The organism is Pseudonocardia kunmingensis (assembly GCF_006716445.1).
In the GTDB taxonomy this organism is placed as follows: Bacteria; Actinomycetota; Actinomycetes; order Mycobacteriales; family Pseudonocardiaceae; genus Pseudonocardia; species Pseudonocardia kunmingensis.
This window is the reverse complement of the sequence record NZ_VFPA01000003.1, coordinates 462,702-485,050: the sequence shown is the minus strand read 5'-3', so window position 1 is coordinate 485,050 and position 22,349 is coordinate 462,702. Positions and strand designations below refer to the sequence as shown.

At 75.2% G+C, this 22,349-nt stretch carries 10 protein-coding genes; 6 read left to right on the top strand and 4 right to left on the bottom strand.

The window, feature by feature from the left end:
• Nucleotides 1-93 precede the first annotated feature (93 nt).
• Nucleotides 94-1,299 (top strand): cytochrome P450, encoded by a 1,206-nt coding sequence (locus FB558_RS25145; protein ID WP_246106734.1) that lies wholly within the window; start codon nt 94-96, stop codon nt 1,297-1,299.
• Here the strand turns inward: FB558_RS25145 and FB558_RS25140 are convergent.
• Genes FB558_RS25140 through FB558_RS25125 form a run of 4 tightly spaced genes read right to left on the bottom strand, consistent with a single transcriptional unit; the run spans nt 1,283 to nt 16,447 of the window.
• Nucleotides 1,283-3,235, bottom strand: a complete 1,953-nt coding sequence (locus FB558_RS25140) for a Gfo/Idh/MocA family oxidoreductase (RefSeq protein WP_142057455.1) — start codon at nt 3,233-3,235, stop codon at nt 1,283-1,285. The genes FB558_RS25145 and FB558_RS25140 overlap by 17 nt on opposite strands.
• Entirely contained in the window at nt 3,232-4,338 is a 1,107-nt protein-coding gene (locus tag FB558_RS25135) for a saccharopine dehydrogenase NADP-binding domain-containing protein (protein WP_142057453.1), read from the bottom strand. The genes FB558_RS25140 and FB558_RS25135 overlap by 4 nt, the downstream gene beginning before the upstream one ends.
• Nucleotides 4,335-9,881, bottom strand: coding sequence for a non-ribosomal peptide synthetase (locus FB558_RS25130; RefSeq protein ID WP_142057451.1), 5,547 nt, complete (start codon nt 9,879-9,881; stop codon nt 4,335-4,337). Before FB558_RS25130 ends, FB558_RS25135 begins: the two co-directional genes overlap by 4 nt.
• The gene (locus FB558_RS25125) at nt 9,878-16,447 is read right to left on the bottom strand and encodes a non-ribosomal peptide synthetase (RefSeq protein WP_246106733.1); all 6,570 of its coding nucleotides are present in this window, start codon (nt 16,445-16,447) and stop codon (nt 9,878-9,880) included. Before FB558_RS25125 ends, FB558_RS25130 begins: the two co-directional genes overlap by 4 nt.
• Before the next feature lie 142 nt (nt 16,448-16,589).
• Between FB558_RS25125 and FB558_RS25120 the strand changes: the two genes are divergently transcribed.
• The 5 genes from FB558_RS25120 (at nt 16,590) to FB558_RS25100 (ending at nt 22,336) form a co-directional block, all read left to right on the top strand.
• Nucleotides 16,590-18,224: a (2,3-dihydroxybenzoyl)adenylate synthase gene (locus FB558_RS25120; RefSeq protein WP_142057448.1), complete on the top strand. Its 1,635-nt coding sequence runs from the start codon at nt 16,590-16,592 to the stop codon at nt 18,222-18,224.
• Nucleotides 18,221-19,474, top strand: a complete 1,254-nt coding sequence (locus FB558_RS25115) for a DegT/DnrJ/EryC1/StrS family aminotransferase (protein ID WP_142057446.1) — start codon at nt 18,221-18,223, stop codon at nt 19,472-19,474. Before FB558_RS25120 ends, FB558_RS25115 begins: the two co-directional genes overlap by 4 nt.
• A complete protein-coding gene (locus FB558_RS25110; RefSeq protein ID WP_142057444.1) occupies nt 19,456-19,677 on the top strand; it encodes a tautomerase family protein in 222 nt (73 codons plus the stop codon). Before FB558_RS25115 ends, FB558_RS25110 begins: the two co-directional genes overlap by 19 nt.
• 247 nt (nt 19,678-19,924) lie before the next feature.
• Nucleotides 19,925-20,329, top strand: coding sequence for a hypothetical protein (locus FB558_RS25105; RefSeq protein ID WP_211366829.1), 405 nt, complete (start codon nt 19,925-19,927; stop codon nt 20,327-20,329).
• A gap of 93 nt (nt 20,330-20,422) precedes the next feature.
• On the top strand, nt 20,423-22,336 hold the full coding sequence (locus tag FB558_RS25100) for a S9 family peptidase (protein WP_142057442.1): 1,914 nt from the start codon (nt 20,423-20,425) through the stop codon (nt 22,334-22,336).
• Nucleotides 22,337-22,349 lie beyond the last annotated feature (13 nt).

The following is a 22,349-nucleotide window of genomic DNA, read 5'->3' as shown; positions in this document are numbered from 1 at the left end:
TACAACAATGGCGCGGAGAATTGCCAAAGCATGCACTCATGGCAATGCGGCAACGGTCTGGAAATGCGTGGTCCGGCCGTTCTACGGTGGGGTGTGACTTCCGAGGTGCTCCCGGATTTTCCGATCCGGCGTGACGAGCCGTTCTTCCCGCCCGCCGCCTACGACCGGATCCGTGCGCAGACGCCGGTGCTGCGGGTTCGCCTGCCGACCGGCCGTCCCGCCTGGGTCCTGACCCGCTACGCCGACGTGCGGGCCCTGCTGGCCGATCCCGCCGCGTCGTCGGACATCCGCAGGCCGAACTTCCCCGCGATGGGGGCCGGCGAGCAGGAGGCCGGGATCCGGACCCGGCCGTTCATCCGCACCGACCCGCCGCGGCACACGCGCTTCCGGAAGCTGTTCGTGGGGGAGTTCACCCCGCGCCGCGTCCAGGCCCTGCGGCCCACGGTCGAGAAGCTCGTCGACGGGCTGGTGGACGACCTGCACTCCCTCGGGCGGCCGGTCGACCTGGTGCCGCACTACGCCAACGCGGTCACCACCACGGTCGTCTGCGCGCTGCTCGGCGTGCCCGCCGACGACGTCGAGTTCTTCCGGGACGTCACCCGGGTGTCGGGCTCGCGCCTGAGCACGTCCGAGCAGGTGGGAGCCGCCCTGGGGCAGCTGTTCTCGCTCCTGGGGGGCCTCGTGGAGGCCAAGCGCCGCACCCCGGGCGACGACCTGGTGAGCCGGTTGGCGGGCGAGCACCTGCCCGCGGGCACCGTCACCGAGCAGGAGCTGGTGTCCGCGCTCGCGATGACGATCATCGCCGGGCGGGAGACGACCACGAGCATGATCACCCTCGGCGCGCTGTACCTGCTGGAGCACGCGGCGCTGCGCGCGGAGCTGGAGCGGCGGCCCGACCGGTGGCCGGCCGCGGTCGACGAGCTGCTGCGGGTGCTGTCGGTGGGCGACTCGCTCGCACTGCGGGTGCTCACCGAGCAACGGACGTTCTCGGGCACCACGATCGGTGCCGGCGAGGGCGTGATCGGGCTGCTCGGTGCGGCCAACCACGACCCCGATGCGTTCCCCCGGCCCCGCGAGATCGATCTCGACAGGGCGGGGCCGGCACACCTCTCCTTCGGTCACGGTGGCCATTCCTGTTTCGGTGCGACGCTCGCCAGGATGGAGATCGGGGTCGCCCTGGAATCGCTTTTCCGGCGCATTCCGGAACTGTCGCTCGTCGGCGGGATCGCCGACGTCGACTTCAAGCACGAGTCCGCCACCTTCGGGGTGGAGGAGATGCGGGTCAGCTGGCCCGGGTGAACACCCCCAAGGGAGCCGAGTTGGCTCCGGGCCCGCCGCGCAGGGCCCGGAGCTCCCACCCGGTCTCCGCGGCCACCCGCTCGAGCCCGAAGGCGTGCCAGCGGTGGGTCTCGGTCTCCTCGCGCACGGTGGAGCCCGTGGCGTCGAGCACCCGCCAGGTGCTGTGCAGCACCAGCGGATCGCCCTCGCCCGCGCCGGGGCGGGCCGCGAACCACCACTCGTAGTCCTGCCCGCCGACGCGGCGGGTCGCGAGCCGGGTCCGCGGCATCGCGACCGGCCGGTGCACCGCCATCAGCTCGACCACCAGCGGCGCCCCGGGCAGCATCCGCTCGGTGAGCCGCCGCCACAGGTCCGCCCGCTCGGCATGGTCGAGGTGCCCCGCGACACCGCAGAGCACCGCCGCCGAGATCCGCTCCGGCAGCGCCAGCTCCTGCGCGGTGTCCGGGCGTACCGTGACGCGCTCGCGCAGGTCGGGATCCCGGACGACGCGGCTGGTCAGCACCGAGCGCAGCACGGTCGAGGGCTCCGCGGCGAGGATCCTGGCTCCGGGCAGGGCCGCCGCGATCGCCGCGGTCACCAGCCCGCTGCCCGCCCCGATCTCCACGACCGTGCCCGCGTGCGGGTCGACGCCTGCCAGGGCCTGCGCGACCTCCGGCGAGCCTGCGGCGGCGAGCTCGTAGAACTCGGCGGTGGCGCCGTAGGCACCGTGGCCACCTGCCGGCGCGGGGCTCGGGGAGCGCGCCCCGGAGGTGCCCTGCACCGCGGCGGCGTTCGGCAGCTCGGCGGCGTCCGGCGCGTCGAGGGCTTCCGGTATGTCGGGGGCGTCCGGCACGTCGGAGGCACCCGGCACGTCGGAGGCACCCAGCACCTCGGAGGCACCCAGCACCTCCGGCGGCGCCGGCCGGATGCTGCGCGGCGGGCCGAGCCGGGTGACCAGGTCGGTCCACATCCGGGCGACGGTGAGGTCGCGCTGCCCGTCCCGCAACGGGTCGACGCCCTGCTCGACGGCCGTGCGCAGGCCGCGTAGCGCGTGAACCACCGCGTCCGGCCACAGGGTCGCGACCGCCTCGGCGAGCGTCCCGGCGGGCGCGGCGACCGAGGTGCTCGGGTGCGCGAGCCCGGGCCCGTCGAGGACGAGCCGGTGGTCGGCGTCGCGGGTGCTGTGGAAGCGGGGGCTCCACAGCACCGGGCCATGGGTGTCCGCGAGGGTCAGGACGCCGCCCTCGGTGCCGATGGCGATCCGGTGCCAGAGCAGGGCGTGGTTGTCCCGGTCGCCCGGATGCAGCTCGTTGTGCACCCGCAGGGTGACCGGTACCCCCGCGACGACGGCCTGCAGTGTCCGCAGCGGCGCGTCGCGGCCGGTCAGCGCCGTCAGCTCGGGATCCTCCGGGGCCGGGTCGCCGAACGCCCACGGCCGCACCCCGCCCAGCGCGCGCCCGAGGACGTCGAGGAAGGGCTGCAGGACGTGGACGGGGGTCGCGGCGTCGACGAACAGCGGTGCCTGGCGCGCCCGCAGCCGGCTGGCGGCGTCGAGGAACGTCCGGACCGGCCGCACGTGCGGGTAGTGGGTGGTGAGCCGGAAACCGGTGCGGTGCCGGCGCGCGGTCCGCAGGCACTGCGTCAGCTCGTCGGGGTGCATCGGGTGCTCGGCGAGGACGGCGATCCCGCGTTCGAGCAGCGCGCAGGCCAGCTCGGTGCCGCGCCCGCCGGAGACCGCCGAGCCGACCGCGACGCAGACGGCGTCGACGTCGCCGGGCACCTCGTCGGCGCAGGTGAGGTGCGGGACGCGCAGCGCCGCCGCCTCGCGGGCCGAGCGGTCGCTGCCGCGGGAGAGGACGCCGGCGAGGGTGAACTCCGCCGGCGCGGAACGCACGCCGCGGGCGTGCACCCGGCCGAAGTTCGTGCCCGCCACCACGACTCGCCACGGCCGATTCACAGTGCCCCCTCCTCCACGAGCGAGTCGGCGGGCGACCCGTCGTGCACGAGCTCGGTCAGCCGGGACACCTCAGAGGCCCGGATGCGCCGCAGCGTCTCCGCCGGGTCCAGCACGTCGCACGCGTAGTGCGTGCCGGGCCGGACCCGGCCCCGGGCCACGGCCTCGGCGGCCAGCGCCGCCACGAACCCGGTGAGGGCGTAGCTGTCCCGGCTGCGCAGGACCGCCGTGCGCCCGGCGCCCGCCTCGTCGAGCGCGGTGACGACCATCAGGTGGTAGGGCGTGCGGCCGGCCAGGTCCAGGTCGGCGGCGCGGATCAGCTCGGCGCCCGCCCGTTCCTCGTCGAGCCCGCGCAGCCGGCGCATCGCCGCGCGCACGTGCGGTCCGGGGTGGACGTTGTACCAGTCCAGCTCCGCGAGCGAGGTGTCACGGGCGAGGCGCTGCGCCTCGGCCGCGAGGAACGGCTGCAGCGCCACGCGGCCGGGGAAGAAGGGTGCCTCGGCGTCCTCCTCGCTGCGCAGCTCGCGCGGGACCACCCGGTCGGTCCGCCAGGCGGCGAGCGGCTCGCCGTAGGCGCCGTCCGGGCCGCCGGTGCCGAGGGAGAGCAGCATGTCCCGGGCCACGCCGGGGGTGCACGGCTCCACCCCTCCGGTGTGGACGGTGAGCCGGTCCGCCTCGACCCCGGCGGCCCGGGCCGCGTCCAGGACGTACCGGGGCAGCAGCGAGGACAGTCCCGGGACGACGCCCGCCCCGAGCACGGCCACCCCGGCGGCGGCCCCCAGCTGATCGTGCAGCAGGGCGTCCCCGGAGACGTCGACGTAGCCGGCGCGCGCCCGGCCCGCGGCCCGCGCCACCCGGTCGCCGATTGCGAACGCCGGGGCGGCGCAGTGCAGCACGACGTCGGCGCCGGCACAGAACGCGTCGAGGGCGCGGTCGTCGTCGAGGTCCAGCGGGTGCACTTCGGCCCCCAGCGACTCCGCCAGCGCGCCCAGCGGCGCCTCCCGCCGCCCACCCAGCCGCAGCCGGTGGCCTGCGGCCAGCGCCCGGGCGGCCGCGGAACCCACGGCCCCGCTCGCGCCGAGGACCGCGAGCACGGGCGCCGTCACGCGAGCACCTCCCCGCCGGTCAGGTCGACCAGGTGCCCGAGGATCGAGGGCACGTGGTCGTCGCCGAGGCAGGTGAAGTGGTCGCCGCCGATGTCGGTGACGGTGAGGTCGCCCAACGTCAGCTCCTCCCAGTACCGGGTGACGCTGCTGCGGCTCCCCGGGAACGGGTACGGACCCGCGTGCCGGAGGAAGGCGACATCGCCCGCGTAGGGATCGGCCCGGTAGCGCGTGATCGCGAAGACGCTCTGGCGGAACGTGCGGAACATGCGCAGCAGCTGGGCCGGGGTGAAGGTGCCGACCGACGGCGGGACCGCGTCGCACATCCGGCTCACCCGCTGCGCCCGCGGCACCCCGGCGAGGTGTCGGAAGCAGGCCGAGACCTCCTCGTACTCCCCGCCCAGGGCGGCGATCGCGCCGTCCGGCATCACGCCGGGGGAGTGTGCGAGCACCTCCTGGGCCGCGGCGGTGAACAGCTGCGCGTCGGCGGGGAAGCCGAGCGACACCGCGTCGATGCCCATCATCACGGCGAACGAGTACTCCGAGAGCAGCTCGTCCTCGAGCCGGAACGCGGGCGCGTGGCTGCTGATGGCGGTGAACGACCCGACGTCCGCGCCCGCCTCGGTCAGCGTGCGGGCGACCTCCGTGGCGACGAGCCCGCCGAGGCAGTAGCCGACGACGTGGAAGCGGCGGTCGCCGGTCTCGAGTAGCGCGCGGGCGTACTCGGCGGCCATCCGCTCGATCAGCCCGGCCGGCTCGGCGTCGAGGAAGGCGTCCAGGTCCGGGACCTCGATCCCGACCAGCCTGCCCTTCCCCGCGGCGCGCCTGCGGATCTCGGTGACCAGCGCCCGGTACGGCATGATCGTCCCGACGCCCGCGTGCACGAGCACCGTCGTGACCTCCGCGGCGTCCGGCCCGTTGAGCGGGACCACCGGACTGACCGGCCCGGCCGGCTCCGTGGCAGGGGAACCGGCGCCGTCGATCCCGGCCAGGTACTCGGCGAGCCCGGCGACGGTCGGGCGGTGCAGCAGGTGGCGCAGCACCACGTCCCACTCGATCTCGACGAGCGCGGGCTCGCTCTCGCGGAGCCTGCCGACGAGCCGGGCGACCAGCAGCGAGTCCCCACCGAGGGCGAAGAAGTCCTCGTCGCGCCCGACCCGGTCGCGGTCGAGCAGCTCGGCCCACAGCGTGGCGAGCTCCCGCTCCCGGTCGTCGCGGGGTTCGCCGGAGCCGGTGACCGGCTCGCCGGTCTCTCCCGAGGGCAGCAGCGCGTGCAGCGCGGCGCGGTCGACCTTGCCGTTGGCGGTGTGCGGCAGCGCGTCGAGCACCTGCCAGTGCGCCGGGATCATGTACTCGGGCAGCCGGTCGGCGAGGTGCCGGGTCAGCACGCCGATGTCGGCGCGGGCGCGGTCCTCCTTGACGACCGCGCTCACCAGGCGCTGGCCCAGGCCGGCCAGCGCGGTGCCGGGCTCGGGGAGGACGAGCTCGGTGCGGGCCCCCGCGGCGTCGAGGAGCGCCGTCCAGCCGTCGGCGTCGACGAACACGCCGTCGGTCGCGTGGCGCCCGTCCACCGGCTCGCCGGCGAGCGCCTCCAGGAACTCCATCGAGATCATCAGCGCGGGCGAGTCGTCCCGGGTCTGCTCGACGAGCACGAGCCGGCCGCCGGGCGTGAGCAGCTCGGTGAGCCGGCCGAGCACCGCGGGCAGGTCGGTGCAGCGGTGCAGCGCGTTCCCGGCGACGATCACGTCGACGCCGTGCGGCGCCATCCCCTGCGCGCGCAGGTCGCCGTCGTGGTCGAGGCGGGCGTGCCGCACCCACGGGTGGTCGGCGAACCGCTCCCTCGCCTCGGCGACGAAGAACGGCGACGGGTCGGTGACCAGGTACTCGACGTCGAGCCCGGCCAGTGCGGGCACCAGTTCGGCGGTCGTGCCGCCGACGCCCGCGCCGATCTCCAGGACGCGCAGTGGGCCACGGGTGCGGGCGAGCTCCGCCACGGCCGCGGCGGCGGCGGTGTGGAGCCCGCGGACGGCGAGGTTGTCCCGGTAGGCCGCGCGCACCGCGTCGGCCGGGGCGCCCGGGAACAGCAGCCCGGCGACCGGGACCGAGCCGTCGAGCAGCGCCGGCAGCGTTGCGGCGCAGGCGCGCACGTGGTCGAGCAGGTCGGCGCTCCAGCCGAGCGCGCGTTCGGCCGCGACGAGGTCGTCCCAGCGCGGGGGACCGGATTCGGACAGGCCGGTGTAGACGCCGTCCGGCGTGCGCGTGAGCCGGCCCGCCGCGACGAGCGCCCGGAGCCACCGACGGACGATCCGGTGGTGCCGGGGCAGGGCACCGACCGCCGCGCAGACCTGTTCCGCCGTGCGCGGGCCGTCGGCGAGCGCCGCCCGCAGGGTGGCGGCCATCGCGTCGAGCGCGGCCTCGTCGAGGTCGGCGGTGAACGTGCGGAGCCGCTGCGCGCGCTCCTCCGCCAGTGGCTCCCCGGCCGCCCGGGCGGCGTCGGCGGGGCGGGTGTCCGGGGCCGGCGGGGTGATCCGTGCGGGAGCCACGAACGCGGCGAGGCGGTGGCCGGAGAAGGTGTCGCTGTCGACGAGCACGGCGGCGGTCGCGACATAGTCGTGGGTGTGCAGCGCGGCCTCGACCTCGGCCAGCTCGATCCGGTAGCCCCGGATCTTGACCTGGGTGTCCTCCCGGCCGAGGAACTCCAGCACGCCCTGGCCGCGGGCGTCCCCGGCGCCGATGTGGCGACCCAGGTCGCCGGTGCGGTAGATCCGCTCGCCGGTGCGCGGGTGCACCCCGAACCGCGCGGCCGTCCGTTCCGGGTCGCCCCGGTAGCCGAGCGCCACGCCGCTGCCGCCGATGTACAGCTCGCCCACCACCCAGTCCGGGCAGGGGCGGAGCCGGTGGTCGAGTGCGCGCAGCGTCTGGTTGGCCATCGGCGTGCCGTACGGGATGCTCGGCCAGGCCGGGTCGACCTCGCCCACCGGGTGGTGGATCGACCAGATCGCGCCCTCGGTGGCGCCGCCCAGGCTGTGCACCTCCAGGCCCGGCACCAGCGCGCGGACCTGGTCCGGCAGCGTGACGGGGATCCAGTCGCCGGACAGCATCGCCACCCGCAGCGAGGCGAGCCCCGCGCCCGCGCCCGGAGGCAGGTGGTCGTGCAGCATCTGCAGCTGCCCCGGCACCGAGTTCCAGACCGTGACGCCGTGCTCGGCGACCAGCTCGGCCCAGTGCGACGGGTCGCCGCGACGCGCCGGGTCCGGCAGCACCAGGGTGCCGCCCGCGGCGAGCGTGCCGAACACGTCGTACACCGACAGGTCGAAGCCGAGCGCGGCGAGCCCGAGCACCCGGTCCGCGGGCCCGACCCCGAAGCGCGCGGTCACGTCGACGACGGTGTTCAGCGCGGCCTCGTGGCTGATCATCACGCCCTTCGGGCTCCCCGTGGACCCGGAGGTGTAGATGACGTAGGCGAGGTCGCCCGGCGCCGTCGCCACCGGTTCCGGGGTGCCTCCACCGCCGGCGGGCAGCGCGTCGACGGCGACGAGGCTCAGCCCCGGCGAGCCGTCGTGCACGGCGTCGACCAGCCAGGACTGGGTCAGCGCCACCCGCACCCCGCCGTCCTCGACGATCGTGTTGCGCCGCGCCGCGGGCTGGTTCGGCTCGATGGGGAGGTAGGCCCCGCCGGCCAGCAGGACGCCGAGGACGCCCACCACCTGCTCGACCCCCTTGTCCATCAGGACGGCCACGAGCTCACCGGGCTCGACGTCGCGGGCGTGCAGCAGCGCGGCGACCGCGGACGCCCGTGCGGCGAGCTCCCCGTAGGTCGTCGGGCCCGTGACGTCGACGACGGCGACGTCGTCGGGGTGGGTGGCGGCGCGGGCGAGCACGGGCTCGTGCAGCAGGCCGGGCGGCACCGGGGCCGCGGTCGCGTCGATCCGCTCCCGGACGGCCGCCTGGCCCGCGGGCAGCCGGACCGGGTCGTCGTCGCCCCAGAGGGCGTCGGACCCCGGATCGACCAGCCGGGTGACGACGTCGGCGAAGGCCTCGAACGCGTCGTCGAGCAGGCCGCCGGGGAATACGCCCTCGCGGCAGTCCCAGCTGACGACGACGCCGCCGCCCCCGGGAGGTTCAGGAAAGCCACTTTCCTGAACCTGGGGGACAGCAACGTGGCTTTCCTGAACCGGCGATGCGTCCTCGGCGAGGGGCAGGACCTGGCAGTCGATCCACACCTGCGGGGTCTGGGTGATCGCCCGGCTCACCCGGAACCCGCCGGGCTCGGGGCCGGACGGAGCCTGGTCGAGGGCGCTGGTGAACACGACCGGCATGAGCAGCCCGCCTGCGCTCGCGCCCGCGGCGCGGGTCATCTCGGCGAGGACCTCGCTGCCGGTGTGCAGCGGGTGCGCCAGGTCCTCCAGCAGCCGGGCGCCGAGCTCGCGGGCGCGCCCGGCGAAGGGCAGCGCCTCGGTGAGGTCCACCTCCAGCAGCTCGACGGCGGTGAAGTCGCCGACCAGCCGGTCGACGTCGGGGTGGACCGGGTGCCGGGTGAACGTCGGCACCGTGAGGGTGAAGCGGGGGTGGCGGCTCCATCGGCCGACGACCTCGGCGTAGGCGGTGAGCAGTGCGCCGGACGGGGTGACCCCGTGCGCGGTGGCGCGCTCGCGCAGCCGGGCCCAGTCGGCGGCGTCGAGGACGAGCTCCCGACGGGTGAACCGGACGGGCCGCTCGGTCCCGTCGCCGGTCACGGGCAGCTCGGGGGCGGGTGGGAGCTCACGGCCGCGCCAGTAGGCCCGGTCGCGCTCGGCCTGCGGGCTCTCGGCGAGCCCGCGGCAGGCGAGGACGTAGTCGCGGAACGTGAGGCCGAGCGGCTCGGGATCCGCGGTCCCGGCGTACCCCGCGGCCAGCTCGGCGAGCAGCAGCTGCAGGCTCGTGAAGTCCACGACGAGCAGGTCGACCGACAGGTGCAGGACCGTCCGGTCGGGACATCGGGTCAGCCGGAGCAGGCACAGCGGCAGGGCCGCCGGGTCGCCGACGCGGTGGTCGAGCTCGGCGCGGGTGGCCTCCAGCGCGGCCTCGACGTCGGCGGGTGCGGCCCCGCGCAGATCGTGGACGACGACCGTGGCCTCCCCGGTCTCCCGGACCTGGGCCACGCCGTCGGGGTGTACGACCGCGCGCAGCATGTCGTGCCGGTCGACCAGGGCCGCCCAGGCGGCGGCGAGGCGGTCCGGGTCGAGGTCGGTGCCCGCATGCTCCAGCTCCACGTAGGCGTGGCAGGCGGTGCCGCCCCAGGGGTAGCCCGCGCCCCGCCCGACCAGGTACGCGGCCTGGATGTCGGTGAGCGGGAAGGGTTCGTGGCGGGCGGCCGGGTCGGGCTGGGCCCGGACGGTCGCGGCGCCGGACAGGTGCGCGAGGAGCTCGTCGCGGTGCGCGCGCACGCGGGCCCGGCGCTCCTCGGTCATCGTCCCGCGGGGGGCGCGGAACCGGATCTGGTCGGCCTCGGCCCACAACCGGATGCCCGAGGACTCCAGGTCGTCGATCAGCTCGGCGACGTTCATGCGATTCCGGTCTCCTCGTCTGCGTTTGTGATGGCGGTCCGCACGTCCGCGGCGAGTGCCGCCACGGTGGGGGCCGCGAGGAAGCGGCGTGCGGGGATCTCGGCGCCGTACCGTTCCGACACCGCGGCGAGCAGCCGCAACGTCGTGAGGCTCGATCCGCCGAGGGCGAAGAAGGCGACGTCGCGGGCGGGCAGCGGCGCGGCGGGCAGCTCCAGCAGCTCGGCCCACAGCCGGGCGATGCCGATCTCGAGCTCGCCGTCGGGGGCCGCGCCGGTCGCAGCGCCGTCCGCCTCGGCCCGTGCCGCGAGCCCGGCGCGGTCGACCTTGCCGTTCGCGGTGAGAGGGAGTGCGTCGAGCACGGTGCGGCGCGCAGGGACGGCATGCGTGGGGAGCCGCTCGGTCAGGAACGCGTCCAGGTCCGTCCCCGGATCACCGACGAGGAAGGCGTGCAGCCTGCGCGCCCGCTGCGGCCCGACGGCGACGACGGCGGCGCGGTCGATCCGCGGGTGCTCGGCGAGCGCGGTCTCGACCTCGCCGAGCTCCAGCCGGTGCCCGCCGATCTTGACCTGCTGGTCGGCGCGGCCGAGGAACTCGAGCATCCCGTCCGGGCGGTAGCGGCCGACGTCGCCGGTGCGGTACCAGCGCAGCCCGTCGCGGGTGACGAAGCGCTCCGCGGTCCGGTCCGGGTCGCCCCGGTAGCCGTCGGCGACCCCGCGGCCGCCGATCCACAGCTCACCGGGCACCCAGTCCGGCCGGTCCCGCCCGTCCTCGCCGACGACGCGGTAGCGCTGGTTGGCCAGTGGGAAGCCGTAGGGCACCGAGCCCCAGGCGCCGCCGTCGCCCCCGGCCGCCCAACCGGCGGGCAGCGCGGTGGCGTCGACCGCGTTGGACCAGATCGCGCCCTCGGTGGCACCGCCCATCGCGATCAGCCGGATCCCGGCCGCCGCGGCCCGGCCCGGCAGGTCGACGGGCACCCAGTCCCCGGACACCAGCGCCAGCCGCAGCGTCGAGGGCAGGCCCGCGACCAGCAGCATCTCCAGCAGCACCGGCACCGAGTTCCACACGGTCACCCCGTGGGCCTGCGCGAGATCGCGCCAGCGGGCCGCGTCGCGGCGCTCGTCCTCGGCCGGGAACACCACCGCCCCGCCCGCGCCGAGCAGGCCGAACAGGTCGTAGACCGACAGGTCGAAGTCGAGGGCGGACACCCCGAGCACCCGGTCGGCCGGGCTGATCCCGAAGCGCGCGGTCACGTCCGCGACGGTGTTGGCCGCCGCGCTGTGCCGGACCTGCACGCCCTTGGGGGTGCCCGTGGACCCGGACGTGAAGATCACGTAGGCCGGCGCATCGGCCGAGACGGGGACGGGTCCGGCGAGCGGCACCGCGGCGAGCAGCGGGCCCAGGTCGGTGATCGCCGCGCGGGCCTGCGCGGCCTGGTGCACCTGCGCGCGCCGCCGCGGCGGCTGGTCGACCCCGACGGGTACGTACGCGGCGCCCGCGGCGAGCACCCCCAGCACCGCGACGGCCTGCTCGGGCCCCTTGGGCAGCGTGACGGTCACCGCGTCGCCGGGCCGCACGCCGCGCTCGACCAGCCCGGCCGCCACCCGCAGGGCACGGTCGGCGAGCTCGCCGTGGGTCACCGAGACGTTCTCGGCGATGAGGGCGGGCGCGTCCGGGCGCGCGGCGGCGCCGTCGAAGAAGGGGGCGTGCAGCAGCCCGGCCGGGAGGTCGGCGTCGGTAGCGTTGACCCGGTCGCGGACCGCCCGCTGCGCCGGCGGCAGCAGCTCGGGCAGCGGCGTGTGCCAGTCCGCGGTCGCGAGGTGCTCCAGCAGCAGGTGGTAGGCGTCGAACATGGCGTCGAGCACGCCCGCGTGGAACAGCTCCTCGACGGCGTCCCAGGTGACCTGCAGCCCGCACGCGGACTCCAGCACCTGGTTGTCCAGGCTCACCTGCGGGGACTGCGAGATGCCGAAGACCCGTTCCGGGAAGCCCGGGGACATGTCCATCGAGACCGGCGTCTCCTGGTCGCCGACGCCGAGTGCGCTGGTGAAGACCACCGGCACCGCGGCGTCGAGCGTCCCGGTCCGGGTGGCGAGCTCGCGCAGCAGCCACGACGGCGAGACGTCGCGGTGGTCGAGGTCCTCGCCGAGACGCCGCTGCAGCTCGCGGGCCGCCGCGAGCCACCCGGCCCCCGGGCCGGGCCGGTACCCGGCGAGGGTCAGCGAGGTGAAGTCGCCGAGCACCCGGAAGACGTCGTCGTGGACGGGCCTGCGGTCGAACAGGGTGAGCGTGACGGTCAGCGCGGACGACCCGCTCCAGGCGCCGAGCACCTCGGCGTAGGCCGCGAGCAGCACCGTCGACGGGGTCAGCCCTTCGGCCCTGGCGCGGCGGACCAGCTCCGACCAGCGGTCGGCGGGCAGGTCGCGGCGGCGGCGGGTGAAGCGCGGGCGTTCCACGTCGGCGGGGTCGATCCGCAGCGGGAGCTGCGGGGGTTCGGGGAGCTCGGCGAGCCGGGCCCGCCAGTGCTCCTGGGCCCGCTCGACGGCCGCCGGGTCCGGTGCGACCTGCAGGACGTAGTCCCGGAACGACAGCGTGATCGGCTCGAGGTGCGCCGCCGGGTCGGCGTAGAGGAGGTCGAGCTCGGTGAACAGGGTCATGATCGACAGTGCGTCGAAGAGGATGTAGTCGAGCCCGATCGCGAGCCGGGTCCGGCGCTCGCCGTCGGCGCCGGCGTAGCGGACCGCGCGCAGCTCGTGCAGCGGCCAGGCGGTGAGGTCGAGCAGCCGGTGCGAGCACTCCGCGCGCAGCTCGGCACAGGCCCGCTCGCCGGCGCCCACCCCGTCGCCGGACACGTCACGTACGGCGATCCGGGTGGGCGGCACGTCGCGCAGAATGCGGTGCCGGCCGTCCGGGTCGAGCACGGCGCGCAGCATCTCGTGCCGCGCGACGAGCCGGTCCCACGCCCGCTCCAGCCGGGGGAGGTCGACCTCTGCTCCGTCGAACTCGGCGTACTGCCAGGTGCCGACCCCGCCGAGGGTGAACGCGGGGTCGCGGCCGAGCCAGTAGGCGGCCTGGACGTCCGTGCCGGGGAACGGCTCGTGCCGGTTCGCGGGATCCGGGACGATCCGCGTGCCCTGCGGGGTGACCGTCGCCGGCTCCGCGAGCTCCAGCGTGGCGGCGAAGTCGGCGAGCCGCGGGGAGCCGAACAGCGCACCGAGCCGGGCGCCCGCGAGCCCGTCGGCGGCCAGGCGCGTGACCAGCCGGGTGGCGAGCAGCGAGTCCCCGCCGAGGGTGAAGAAGCTGTCGGTGCGGTGCACGGCAGGCACGTCGAGCAGCTCCGCCCAGACGCCCGCGAGGCGCTGCTCGACCGGCCCGCGCGGCGGCTCGCCCTCGGCGACGGCGGGACCGGCAGCCGCGAGCAGCCGGGCGACGGCGGCCCGGTCCGGCTTGCCGTTGGAGGTGAGGGGGAGCGCGTCGCGGACCTGGACGGTCTCGCAGATCATCGCGGGTGGCAGCAGCGCGGTCTGCCGGTCGCGCAGCTCCTGCGCGGACACCGGAGGGATGGCCTCGACGAGGGCGGCGAGCCGGGCGCCCGACCCCGTCCCGATCACGACGGCGACCGCGCGGCGCACAGCCGGGTGGGTCTCCAGCACGGACTCGATCTCGCCGAGCTCGATGCGGTGGCCGCGCACCTTGACCTGGTGATCAGCGCGGCCGAGGAAGTCGAGGGTGCCGTCGGGCAGGTAGCGGGCGAGGTCACCGGTGCGGTACCAGCGCACGCCGTCGCGGGTCACGAAGCGGTCGGCCGTGCGCTCGGGGTCGCCGCGGTAGCCGCGGGCGACGCTCGCGCCGCCGACCCAGAGCTCACCGGTCACGAGGTCGGGCCGGTCCCGGTCGCGGCCGTCGACGACCCGACACCGGACACCGGCGAGCGGGACGCCCCAGGGCACCGCGCGCCAGTCCGGGTCCGGCGCGCCGGGCACCTCCTGGACGGTCGAGTGGATCGCGGCCTCGGTCATCCCGCCCAGTGCGACGAACCGGGCCCCCGGCACGACGGCACGCAGCCGGCCGGGCAGCTCGGGGGACACCCAGTCACCCCCGAGCAGCACGAGCCGCAGCGAGTCGCCCGGATCGGCGGGGGCGGCGGCGAGGAGCATGTCGAGCAGCACCGGGACCGTGTTCCACACGCTCACCCGGTGCCGGCGGACGAGCTCCCACCAGCGCACGGGGTCGCGCCGCTCGTCGTCGGCGAGGGGGACGACCGCGCCGCCGACCGACAGCGGCGCGAACAGGTCGTAGACCGACAGGTCGAACTCCAGGGCGGACACCAGCAGGGTGCGGTCGCCCGCGCCGACGCCGAACCGGGCGCCGATGGCGGCGATCGTGTTGGCGGCGGCGGCGTGCGAGACCTCGACGCCCTTGGGCTCGCCGGTCGAGCCCGAGGTGAACAGGACGTAGGCGGCGTCGTCGGGGGAGACCGGCAGCGGCCCGGGCAGGGGCTGCTCGCCGAGGTCGCGCGCGGACAGGACCGGCACCTCGGCCTCGGCGCCCGGCTGCGCGAGCAGCGCCTTCGGTTCGGCCCGCTCGAGGATCCGGGTGTGCCGCCGCAGGGGCTGATCACGGCCGATCGGAACGTACGCGGCCCCGGCGGCCAGCGTGCCGAGCACCGCGACGACCTGGTCGGTGCCGCGGGGCAGGCTGATCGCGACCGCGTCCCCGGGGCGCACGCCGTGCCCGGCCAGCCGCGCGGCGAGCCGCAGGGCGCGGTCGGCGAGCTCGCCGTAGGTCAGCGCGTCGCCGGTCCGGCCCGGCTCGCCGAGCACGGCGGGCCGTCCGGGATCGGACCGGGCCGCGGCGAAGAAGGCGGCGTGCAGTGCCTGCCGGGGCCCCGCGGCCGCGGTGGCGTTGACCCGCTCCCGCACGGCCACCGCGTGGTCCGGGAGCATCGCGCCGACCGGGGCGTCCCACTCCCGCTCGTCGCCGCCGGCCAGGCGGAGCACGAGGTCGCGGTAGGCGGCGAACATCTGCGCCGGGACGACGTCGCCGAGCACGTCCTCGCGGACGTCCCAGTTCAGCAGCAGCCCGCCGTCCTGCTCGCGGACCTGCGCGTCGAGCCACACCTGCGGATTCTGCGAGCCGACCCAGACCGCGTCACCGAAGGCGGAGCGCACGGCGTCGTCGTACATCTCGCCGAGCCCGATCGCGCTGGTGTGGACGACCGGGGCCAGCACCGGCTCGCCGGAGCGCCGCGCGAGGTCGCGCAGCACGTCCACGCCGCCGTACGCGCCGTGCCCGACGACGGCGTGCAGCCGGCTCTGGACCTCCCGGGCCCGGACGACCAGCGGCTGCTCCTCGCCCATGTCGACGTCGAGCAGGACCGAGCCGGTGAAGTCCCCGACGAGCTTCTCGACGTCCGGGTGCAGCGGCTCGCGCTCGAACAGCGGGAGGTTCAGCAGGAACCGCGGTGACCCGCTCCACGCCGCGATCACCTCGGAGAACGCCGTGGCGAGCGCGGCAGCCGGGGTCAGGCCGCGCCGCCGGGCGGCGGCCGTCAGCGCGGCCGAGTGCTCGGGGGACACCAGGTGGTGGTGGCGGCCCATCCGGGCGGGCGTGCCGGGCCGCCCGGCACCGGGCAGCACCGGCAGCTCCGGCGGACCGGGCAGGTCGGCCAACCGCTCGCGCCACCACTGCGCGTCGCGCTCGCGGCGCTCGGCCCGTTCGGCGCCCGCCGTCCCCGCGTCCCGCTCGGTGAGGAAGGTGCGGAACTCGTAGTCGAGGGGCTCCGGCGGCGCCCCGATGTAGAACCGGGCGAGGTCCCCGAGCAGGACGGACATGCTGAGCGCGTCCGCGGCCATCATGTCCAGGTCGACGTGTACCCGGGTCGCGCCACCGGGCAGCAGCGTCAGGCCGAGCTCCACGACCTCGCCGCGCGCGACGTCGAACCGGCGGTGCGTGATGTGCTCCCGCAGCTCGGTCAGCCGTTCCGGGACGTCGGTCCCCGCGCGCAGGTCGTGCACCGTGACGGTGGGCAGGCCCGTAGCGTCCCCGATCCGCTGCGTGCCGTCGTCGCCGATCCGGACTCGCAGCATCGGGTGCCGGTCCACCAGCGCGTCGAACGCCCGCTGCAGCCGCTGCGGGTCGACGTCGTGGCCGTCGAACTCCAGCGAGAAGTGCGAGCCGACGCCGCCGAAGGGCTGGCCGTCCTGGCGGCCGACCCAGTAGGCGTGCTGCATCGGGGCCAGCGGGAAGGGTGTCCCGGCGCCGGGAACGGCGACGTCCACGTCGTCGGGCCGCGGTGCGGGGCCGGTCGCGACGATCGCGTCGACCACGCCCCGCCAGCTCCGGATCGTCGGTTCCACCGCCAGGTCCTCGAAGGACACCGGGTAGCCGCGGTGTCGCCATCCCGATGCCAGGCGGATCACGGTGAGGGAGTCGAGCCCCAGCTCGAACAGGTCGTCGTCCTCGCCGAGCTCGCCGGCGTCGATCTCGAGCAGTGCGGCGACCTCGCCGCGCGGGTCCGGCAGGAGTCGGGCGGATTCGCTTCCGGGTTCGGTGATGTCCTGTGCCACTCTCGCCCCGTCTTGAAAATGAATGTCGTCTCGGATTGACTGCATCGAAGCACGCTGCGGAGTCGGATCGCTACCCCATCGAGTGGTGACGGAGGCCGCGCGGTGGGCATGGGCGGTCCACGACCACGAGGAGTGAGCACGCATGACGGGGAACGCTCAGCCGGACGAGGCGGACGCGCCGACCTGGCCCGCGGAGACGGCCGAGAGCTACCGCCGCGCCGGCTACTGGGCCGGGCGTACGTTCGGTGCGCAGCTACGCGATCTCGCCGCCGCGCACGCGGACCGGACGGCCGTCGTCGACGCCGACCGCAGGATGACCTATGCCGAGCTCGACCGGGCCGTCGACGCGCTCGCCGCGGGCCTGCGCGGACTCGGTCTGCAGCGCGGGGACACGGTGGTGCTCCAGCTGCCCAACGGCGCGGACTTCGTCGTCACCTGGTTCGCACTGCAACGTCTCGGGGTGGTGCCGGTGCACGCGCTGCCCGGGCACCGCGCCGCCGAGATCACCCACCTGGCCGCGCTCAGCGGCGCCGTCGCCCACATCGTCCCGGACGTGCACGCCCGGTTCGACTACCGCGAGCTGGCCGCCACGGTACGGGCGCAGGTGCCCGGGGTGCGGCACGTCGTCGTCGCGGGGGAGCCGGGTGGCCGCGACGGCGCGGTCGCGCTCGGCGACCTGCCCGAGCCGGGTACCGGCCCGATCGAGGACGCCCCCTCCTCGTCGGACGTCGCGCTGCTGCTGCTCTCGGGCGGCACCACCGGCGTGCCGAAGCTGATCCCGCGCACGCACGACGACTACGCCTACAACGCCCTCGCCGCCGCCCGGATCTGTGGCTTGGACGCCGACTCGGTGTACCTCGCGGTGCTGCCGGTCGCGTTCAACTTCACGATGAGCTGCCCCGGCCTGCTCGGGGTGCTCGCCGTGGGTGGAACGGCCGTCCTCTCCGGGAGCCCGGACCCCTCGACGACCTTCCCGTTGATCGAGCGCGAGCGCGTGACGATCACCGCGCTCAACCCGCCGCTGACCCCGGTGTGGATCGAGGAGGCGCGCCGGACCTCGCACGACCTGTCGAGCCTGCAGGTCGTCCAGATCGGGAGCGCGCGGCTGGCGGACGAGATCGCCCCGCTCGTCGAGCCCGCCCTCGGCGCGACCCTGCAACAGGTCTTCGGCATGGCCGAGGGGCTGCTCAACCTCACCCTGCTCGACGACCCCGACGAGCTCAAGTACACGACCCAGGGCAGGCCGATCTCCCCGGCGGACGAGATCCGGGTCGTCGACACCGACGGCCACGACGTCCCGCCCGGCGAGGCCGGTGAGCTCCTGACCCGGGGCCCCTACACCCTGCGCGGCTACTACCGGGCACCCGAGCACAACGCCCGCTCGTTCACCGCCGACGGCTTCTACCGCACCGGTGACGTCGTCCGGCAGCTCCCGACCGGGCACCTGAACGTCGTCGGGCGGGTGAAGGACCAGATCAACCGGGGCGGCGAGAAGATCGCCGCGACGGAGGTGGAGGGGCACCTCCTCGCCCACCCCGGGATCGCCGCGGCCGCCGTCGTCGGGACGCCGGACGAACGCTTCGGGGAGCGGTCGGTGGCGTTCCTCGTGTGCCGGGACGAGCCCGTGGGCAAGGTTGCCGTCGCACGGCACCTGCGCGCGCTCGGCGTCGCCCAGTACAAGCACCCCGACCAGGTCGAGCTGGTCGACGCGCTGCCGCTCACACCCGTCGGCAAGATCGACAAGAATGCGCTGCGAGAACGGCTGGTGTCCGCGTGACGCCCGGCTACCGGGTCCCGTTCGCGCACCGGGGCAGCCACCTCGGGGAGCGGGAGGCCGACGCGATCGCCCAGCTCGTCCGGTCCGGTGGCCGGCTGACGTCCGGTGAGCGGCGCGCGGAGTTCGAACGGCGCTTCGCCGAGCTGGTCGGCGTCCGGCACGCGCTCACCGTGACGAGCGGGACGGTGGCGCTCGAACTCGCGATCGGGCTGCTCGACCTGGGCCCGGGCGACGAGGTGATCACGACCCCGCAGACCTTCCAGGCCACGGTCCAGCCGCTGCTCGACACCCCGGCCCGGGTCCGCTTCTGTGACGTCGACCCGGGCACGCTCAACATCGACCCGAGCCGGCTGGAGGCGCTGACGACCGACCGGACCCGCGCGGTCGTGCTCGTGCACTACGGCGGGCGGCCCGCCGACATGGACCGGATCATGGCGCACGCGCGGCCGCGGGGGATCGTCGTGATCGAGGACTGCGCGCACGCGCTCGGCGCGCAGCGGCACGGCCGGAGCCCGGGCTCGCTGGGCGACATCGGTTGCTTCAGCTTCCACGCCAGCAAGAACATCACCACCCTCGGGGAGGGCGGGATGATCACCCTGGATCGCGACGACTGGGCGGAGCGGCTCGACCGCCGCCGCTCCAACGAGGTCGACGGCGACTTCGTCAGCGGCCTGGTGCCGACGGCACCGCCGCCGTCACTGGCCTGGATGAAATGGGCGGACCGCGCCCACGGCCACGCCTGTGCCGGGGTCCGTCGCGCCGGCACGAACGCCACCATGTCCGAGGCCGCCGCCGCGGTCGGCCTGGTCCAGCTCGACCGGCTCCCCGGGCTCGTGGCGCGGCGCAGGCACATCGGCGCGCGGATCGACGAGGTGCTCACCCGGCACGACTGGCTGCGACCCACCACCCCGGAACCGGGGGTCACGGACGCGCGCCACCTCCACACGTTCTTCGTCGACCGCCCGGGCGCCCGCGACGCCCTGGTCCGGGCCCTGGACCGGCGTTCGGTGGAGGTCCAGCTGCGCTACTTCCCCCAGCACCTGATGCCCGAGTGGCGGGCCCGCGGCCCGCACGGCCCCGGCGAGTGCCCGGTGGCCGAGTCGTCGTGGTTCGGCGCCCACATGAACCTGCCCTGCCACCCCTCGCTGACCGATGCGCAGGTCGACCACCTCGTCCACGCTCTCGACGAGGCTGCGCACGAGGTCGCCGGTCGTGCGGAGAAGGAGACTCCATGCCCTACATCGACGTGAGGATCTTCGAGGGGCGGCTCACCCCGCAGACCCAGGAACGGCTGATCGCGGCGCTCACCGACGCCGTCGTCGACGTCTTCGACGAGTCGATCCGCGAGCAGACCTGGATCGTGCTGAACCCGGTCGACCCGGCGCGATGGGGAATCGGGGGCAGGCCGTGCGGACGTGATCGCGCAGTCGCGGTGGAGGGACGGGACGGCTGACGGCCGACTGCAGGAACAGCGTGGACCGAGCCGATCGGGACGCAGACATCGTGCGCGCGCTGCGGACGGTCCCGCCAGGCCGCCGAGTCCTACGGGGCGAGCCCGAACTGCTCCTGGCGGTGATGGCCGTCGTCGTCCCCGAATCGGTGTCCGCCGATACCCCGCCCCGGGGTTTGCTGGCCGGATACCCGGACGAGTCGTGTCCTCATCTTGACCCCGCCGCGACGTCAGGGTTTGTCCTGGTCGCATGCCGCGCACCGTCGTCATCTACCTGACCTCGCAAGCCGTTGGCCTGTTGGGCGGGATGGTGATCGATCGCATCAACCGGCGGACGGCCTCGTCTCACCGCCCGCCGGGCCAGCATCGCCGCGCTGCGGCGCACCGGCGCGCCTGCCGGCCTCCCCCGGAGGTGTCGACATGGCGGTCCGGTCCCGCCGCGGGGACGCCTGCGGACATGGCCCGCTACGAGCACGACCGGCTGATCCTGGCCGGGCTCTTTACGGCGCGACTCGCGGCGGTGCCTGCGCTCGAGCCCCGTGCGGCGGCGCTGATGGACGAACTGAGCGGGCAGTCCCTGCGGCCGGTGCAGCACCGCGTCCTGCGCCGGGTCCAGCAACGGCTGGCTGCGGCCGGCCCGTCCCCGCGCACGTAGGTGGCTCATCTCACGCCGGACGGTCTTGAGCCTGACGCGACGTCGGGGTCTGAACTCGGGCGCAGGCACACCCGACCGATCAGGAGGAATCCCATGACCACCCCGTCGACGCCGATCCCCGTCGAGGACTTCTTCGGTCCCCCGACCCGCAGCCGCGCGCTGCTGTCCCCGGACGGGGCGAGCGTCGCTTACCTCGCCCCGTGGCGTGGCCGGCTCAACGTGTTCGTCCGTGACGTGGACTCGGACTGGGCCACCCCCGACGACGTACCCGGCGCCCGTCGGGTCACCTCAGACGCCCGGCGCAACATCGACACCTTCTTCTGGTCCGTCGACGGCCGTTACCTGCTGTTCCAGCAGGACACCGGCGGCGACGAGAACTGGCACCTGCACCGCGTCGACCCGACCCGGCCCGACGAGCCCGCTGTTGACCTGACCCCCTACGAGGGTGTGCGGCTGCTCGGCACGCAGCTCCCGCCGGACCGGCCGGGGACGGCCTTCGTCCAGCTCAACGAGCGCCGGCCCGAGCTGGCCGACCTGTACGAGCTCGACCTGGCGACCGCCCGGTTGACCCTGGTCGCGGAGAACCCCGGCGACGTGACCACGTGGCTGCGCACCCCAGGCCGGCTGCTGGCCGTCGGCATGGAGGACGGGGGTGACCACGTGCTCGCGGAATGGGCCGACGACGTCCGGCGTCCGATCGCCCGGTTCTCCGGGCACGACCACATGTTCGGGATCCTGCCCTGTGCGCCCACCCCGGACGGGACCGGACTGTGGATCGGTTCGTCGCGCGGGTCGGACCGCGCCCGTCTGGTCCGGGTCGACCTGGCCACCGGCGAGCAGATCGGGATGGACAGCCACCCCGTGTTCGACCTGGACACCCCCCGCCCCGAGGCCGACCCGCGCTTCCCGTCCTCGCTGATCCTGCACCCGGGCACCGGCGAGCTGCTCGGCGCCCGCTACCTCGGCGCCCGCCAGGAGATCCACGCTCTCGACCCGCACTTCGCGCAGGTGCTCCCGCGACTGGCCGAGCTCTCCGACGGGGACCTGGCCCACGTCTCCTGCGACACGACCGCTCAGCGCTGGGTGGTGGACTTCACCCACGACCGCGATCCCGGCGTCACCTGGTTCTACGACCACACCACCGGCCAGGCCCGCCGGTTGTTCTGCCCCTTCCCGCACCTCGACCCGGCCCGGCTGGCCCCGGTCACCCCGATCAGCGTCACCGCCCGCGACGGCCTGGCGCTGCCGTGTCACCTGACCCTGCCGGTCGGGGTCGAACCCCGCAGGCTGCCGACCGTGCTGCTGGTGCACGGCGGACCGTGGTACCGCGACAGCTGGGGCTACGACCCGGAGGTGCAGCTGCTGGCCAACCGCGGCTACGCGGTGCTGCAGGTGAACTTCCGCGGCTCCACCGGCTACGGCAAGGCGTTCACCCGGGCCGCGATCGGCGAGTTCGCCGGGCGCATGCACGATGACCTGATCGACGCCCTCGACTGGGCCATCGACCAGGGCTGCACCGACCCGGACCGGGTCGCGATCTACGGCAGCTCCTACGGCGGCTACGCCGCGCTCGTCGGGGCTGCGTTCACCCCGGACCGGTTCGCCGCCGCGGTCAGCTACACCGGCATGTCCGATCTCGTCGACCTCGTCGAGTCGGTCGTCCCGTTCGCCCGCCGCTCGGTCGAGAACAGCTACCTGCGCTACATCGGTGACCCGGACCACCCGGCGCAGCGGGCCGACATGCTCGCCCGCTCGCCCATCAGCCGGGTCGACGACATCACCGCACCCGTCCTGCTCATCCACGGCGCCAACGACGTCCGCGTCACCCCGCGGAACTCCGAGCGGGTCGTGGGGGCACTGCGCGCCCGCGGCGCCGAGGTCGAGTACCTGCGCAACGAGCACGAGGGTCACTGGTTCATCAACCCGGACAGCAACATCGAGCTCTACCGCACCCTCGAGGCCTTCCTGGCCCGCCACCTCGGCGGACGGACCTCGACGACCGCCTGATCCACCGCCACCG

Excerpts from the sequence above, each read along its gene's own strand:
- FB558_RS25130 (WP_142057451.1), bottom strand. The coding sequence starts at position 9,881 with ATGAACGTCGCCGAGCTGATCGACGACCTGGAGTCCTCGGGCATCCGG.
- FB558_RS25120 (WP_142057448.1), top strand. The coding sequence starts at position 16,590 with ATGACGGGGAACGCTCAGCCGGACGAGGCGGACGCGCCGACCTGGCCC.
- FB558_RS25110 (WP_142057444.1), top strand. The coding sequence starts at position 19,456 with ATGCCCTACATCGACGTGAGGATCTTCGAGGGGCGGCTCACCCCGCAG.
- FB558_RS25105 (WP_211366829.1), top strand. The coding sequence starts at position 19,925 with ATGCCGCGCACCGTCGTCATCTACCTGACCTCGCAAGCCGTTGGCCTG.
- FB558_RS25100 (WP_142057442.1), top strand. The coding sequence starts at position 20,423 with ATGACCACCCCGTCGACGCCGATCCCCGTCGAGGACTTCTTCGGTCCC.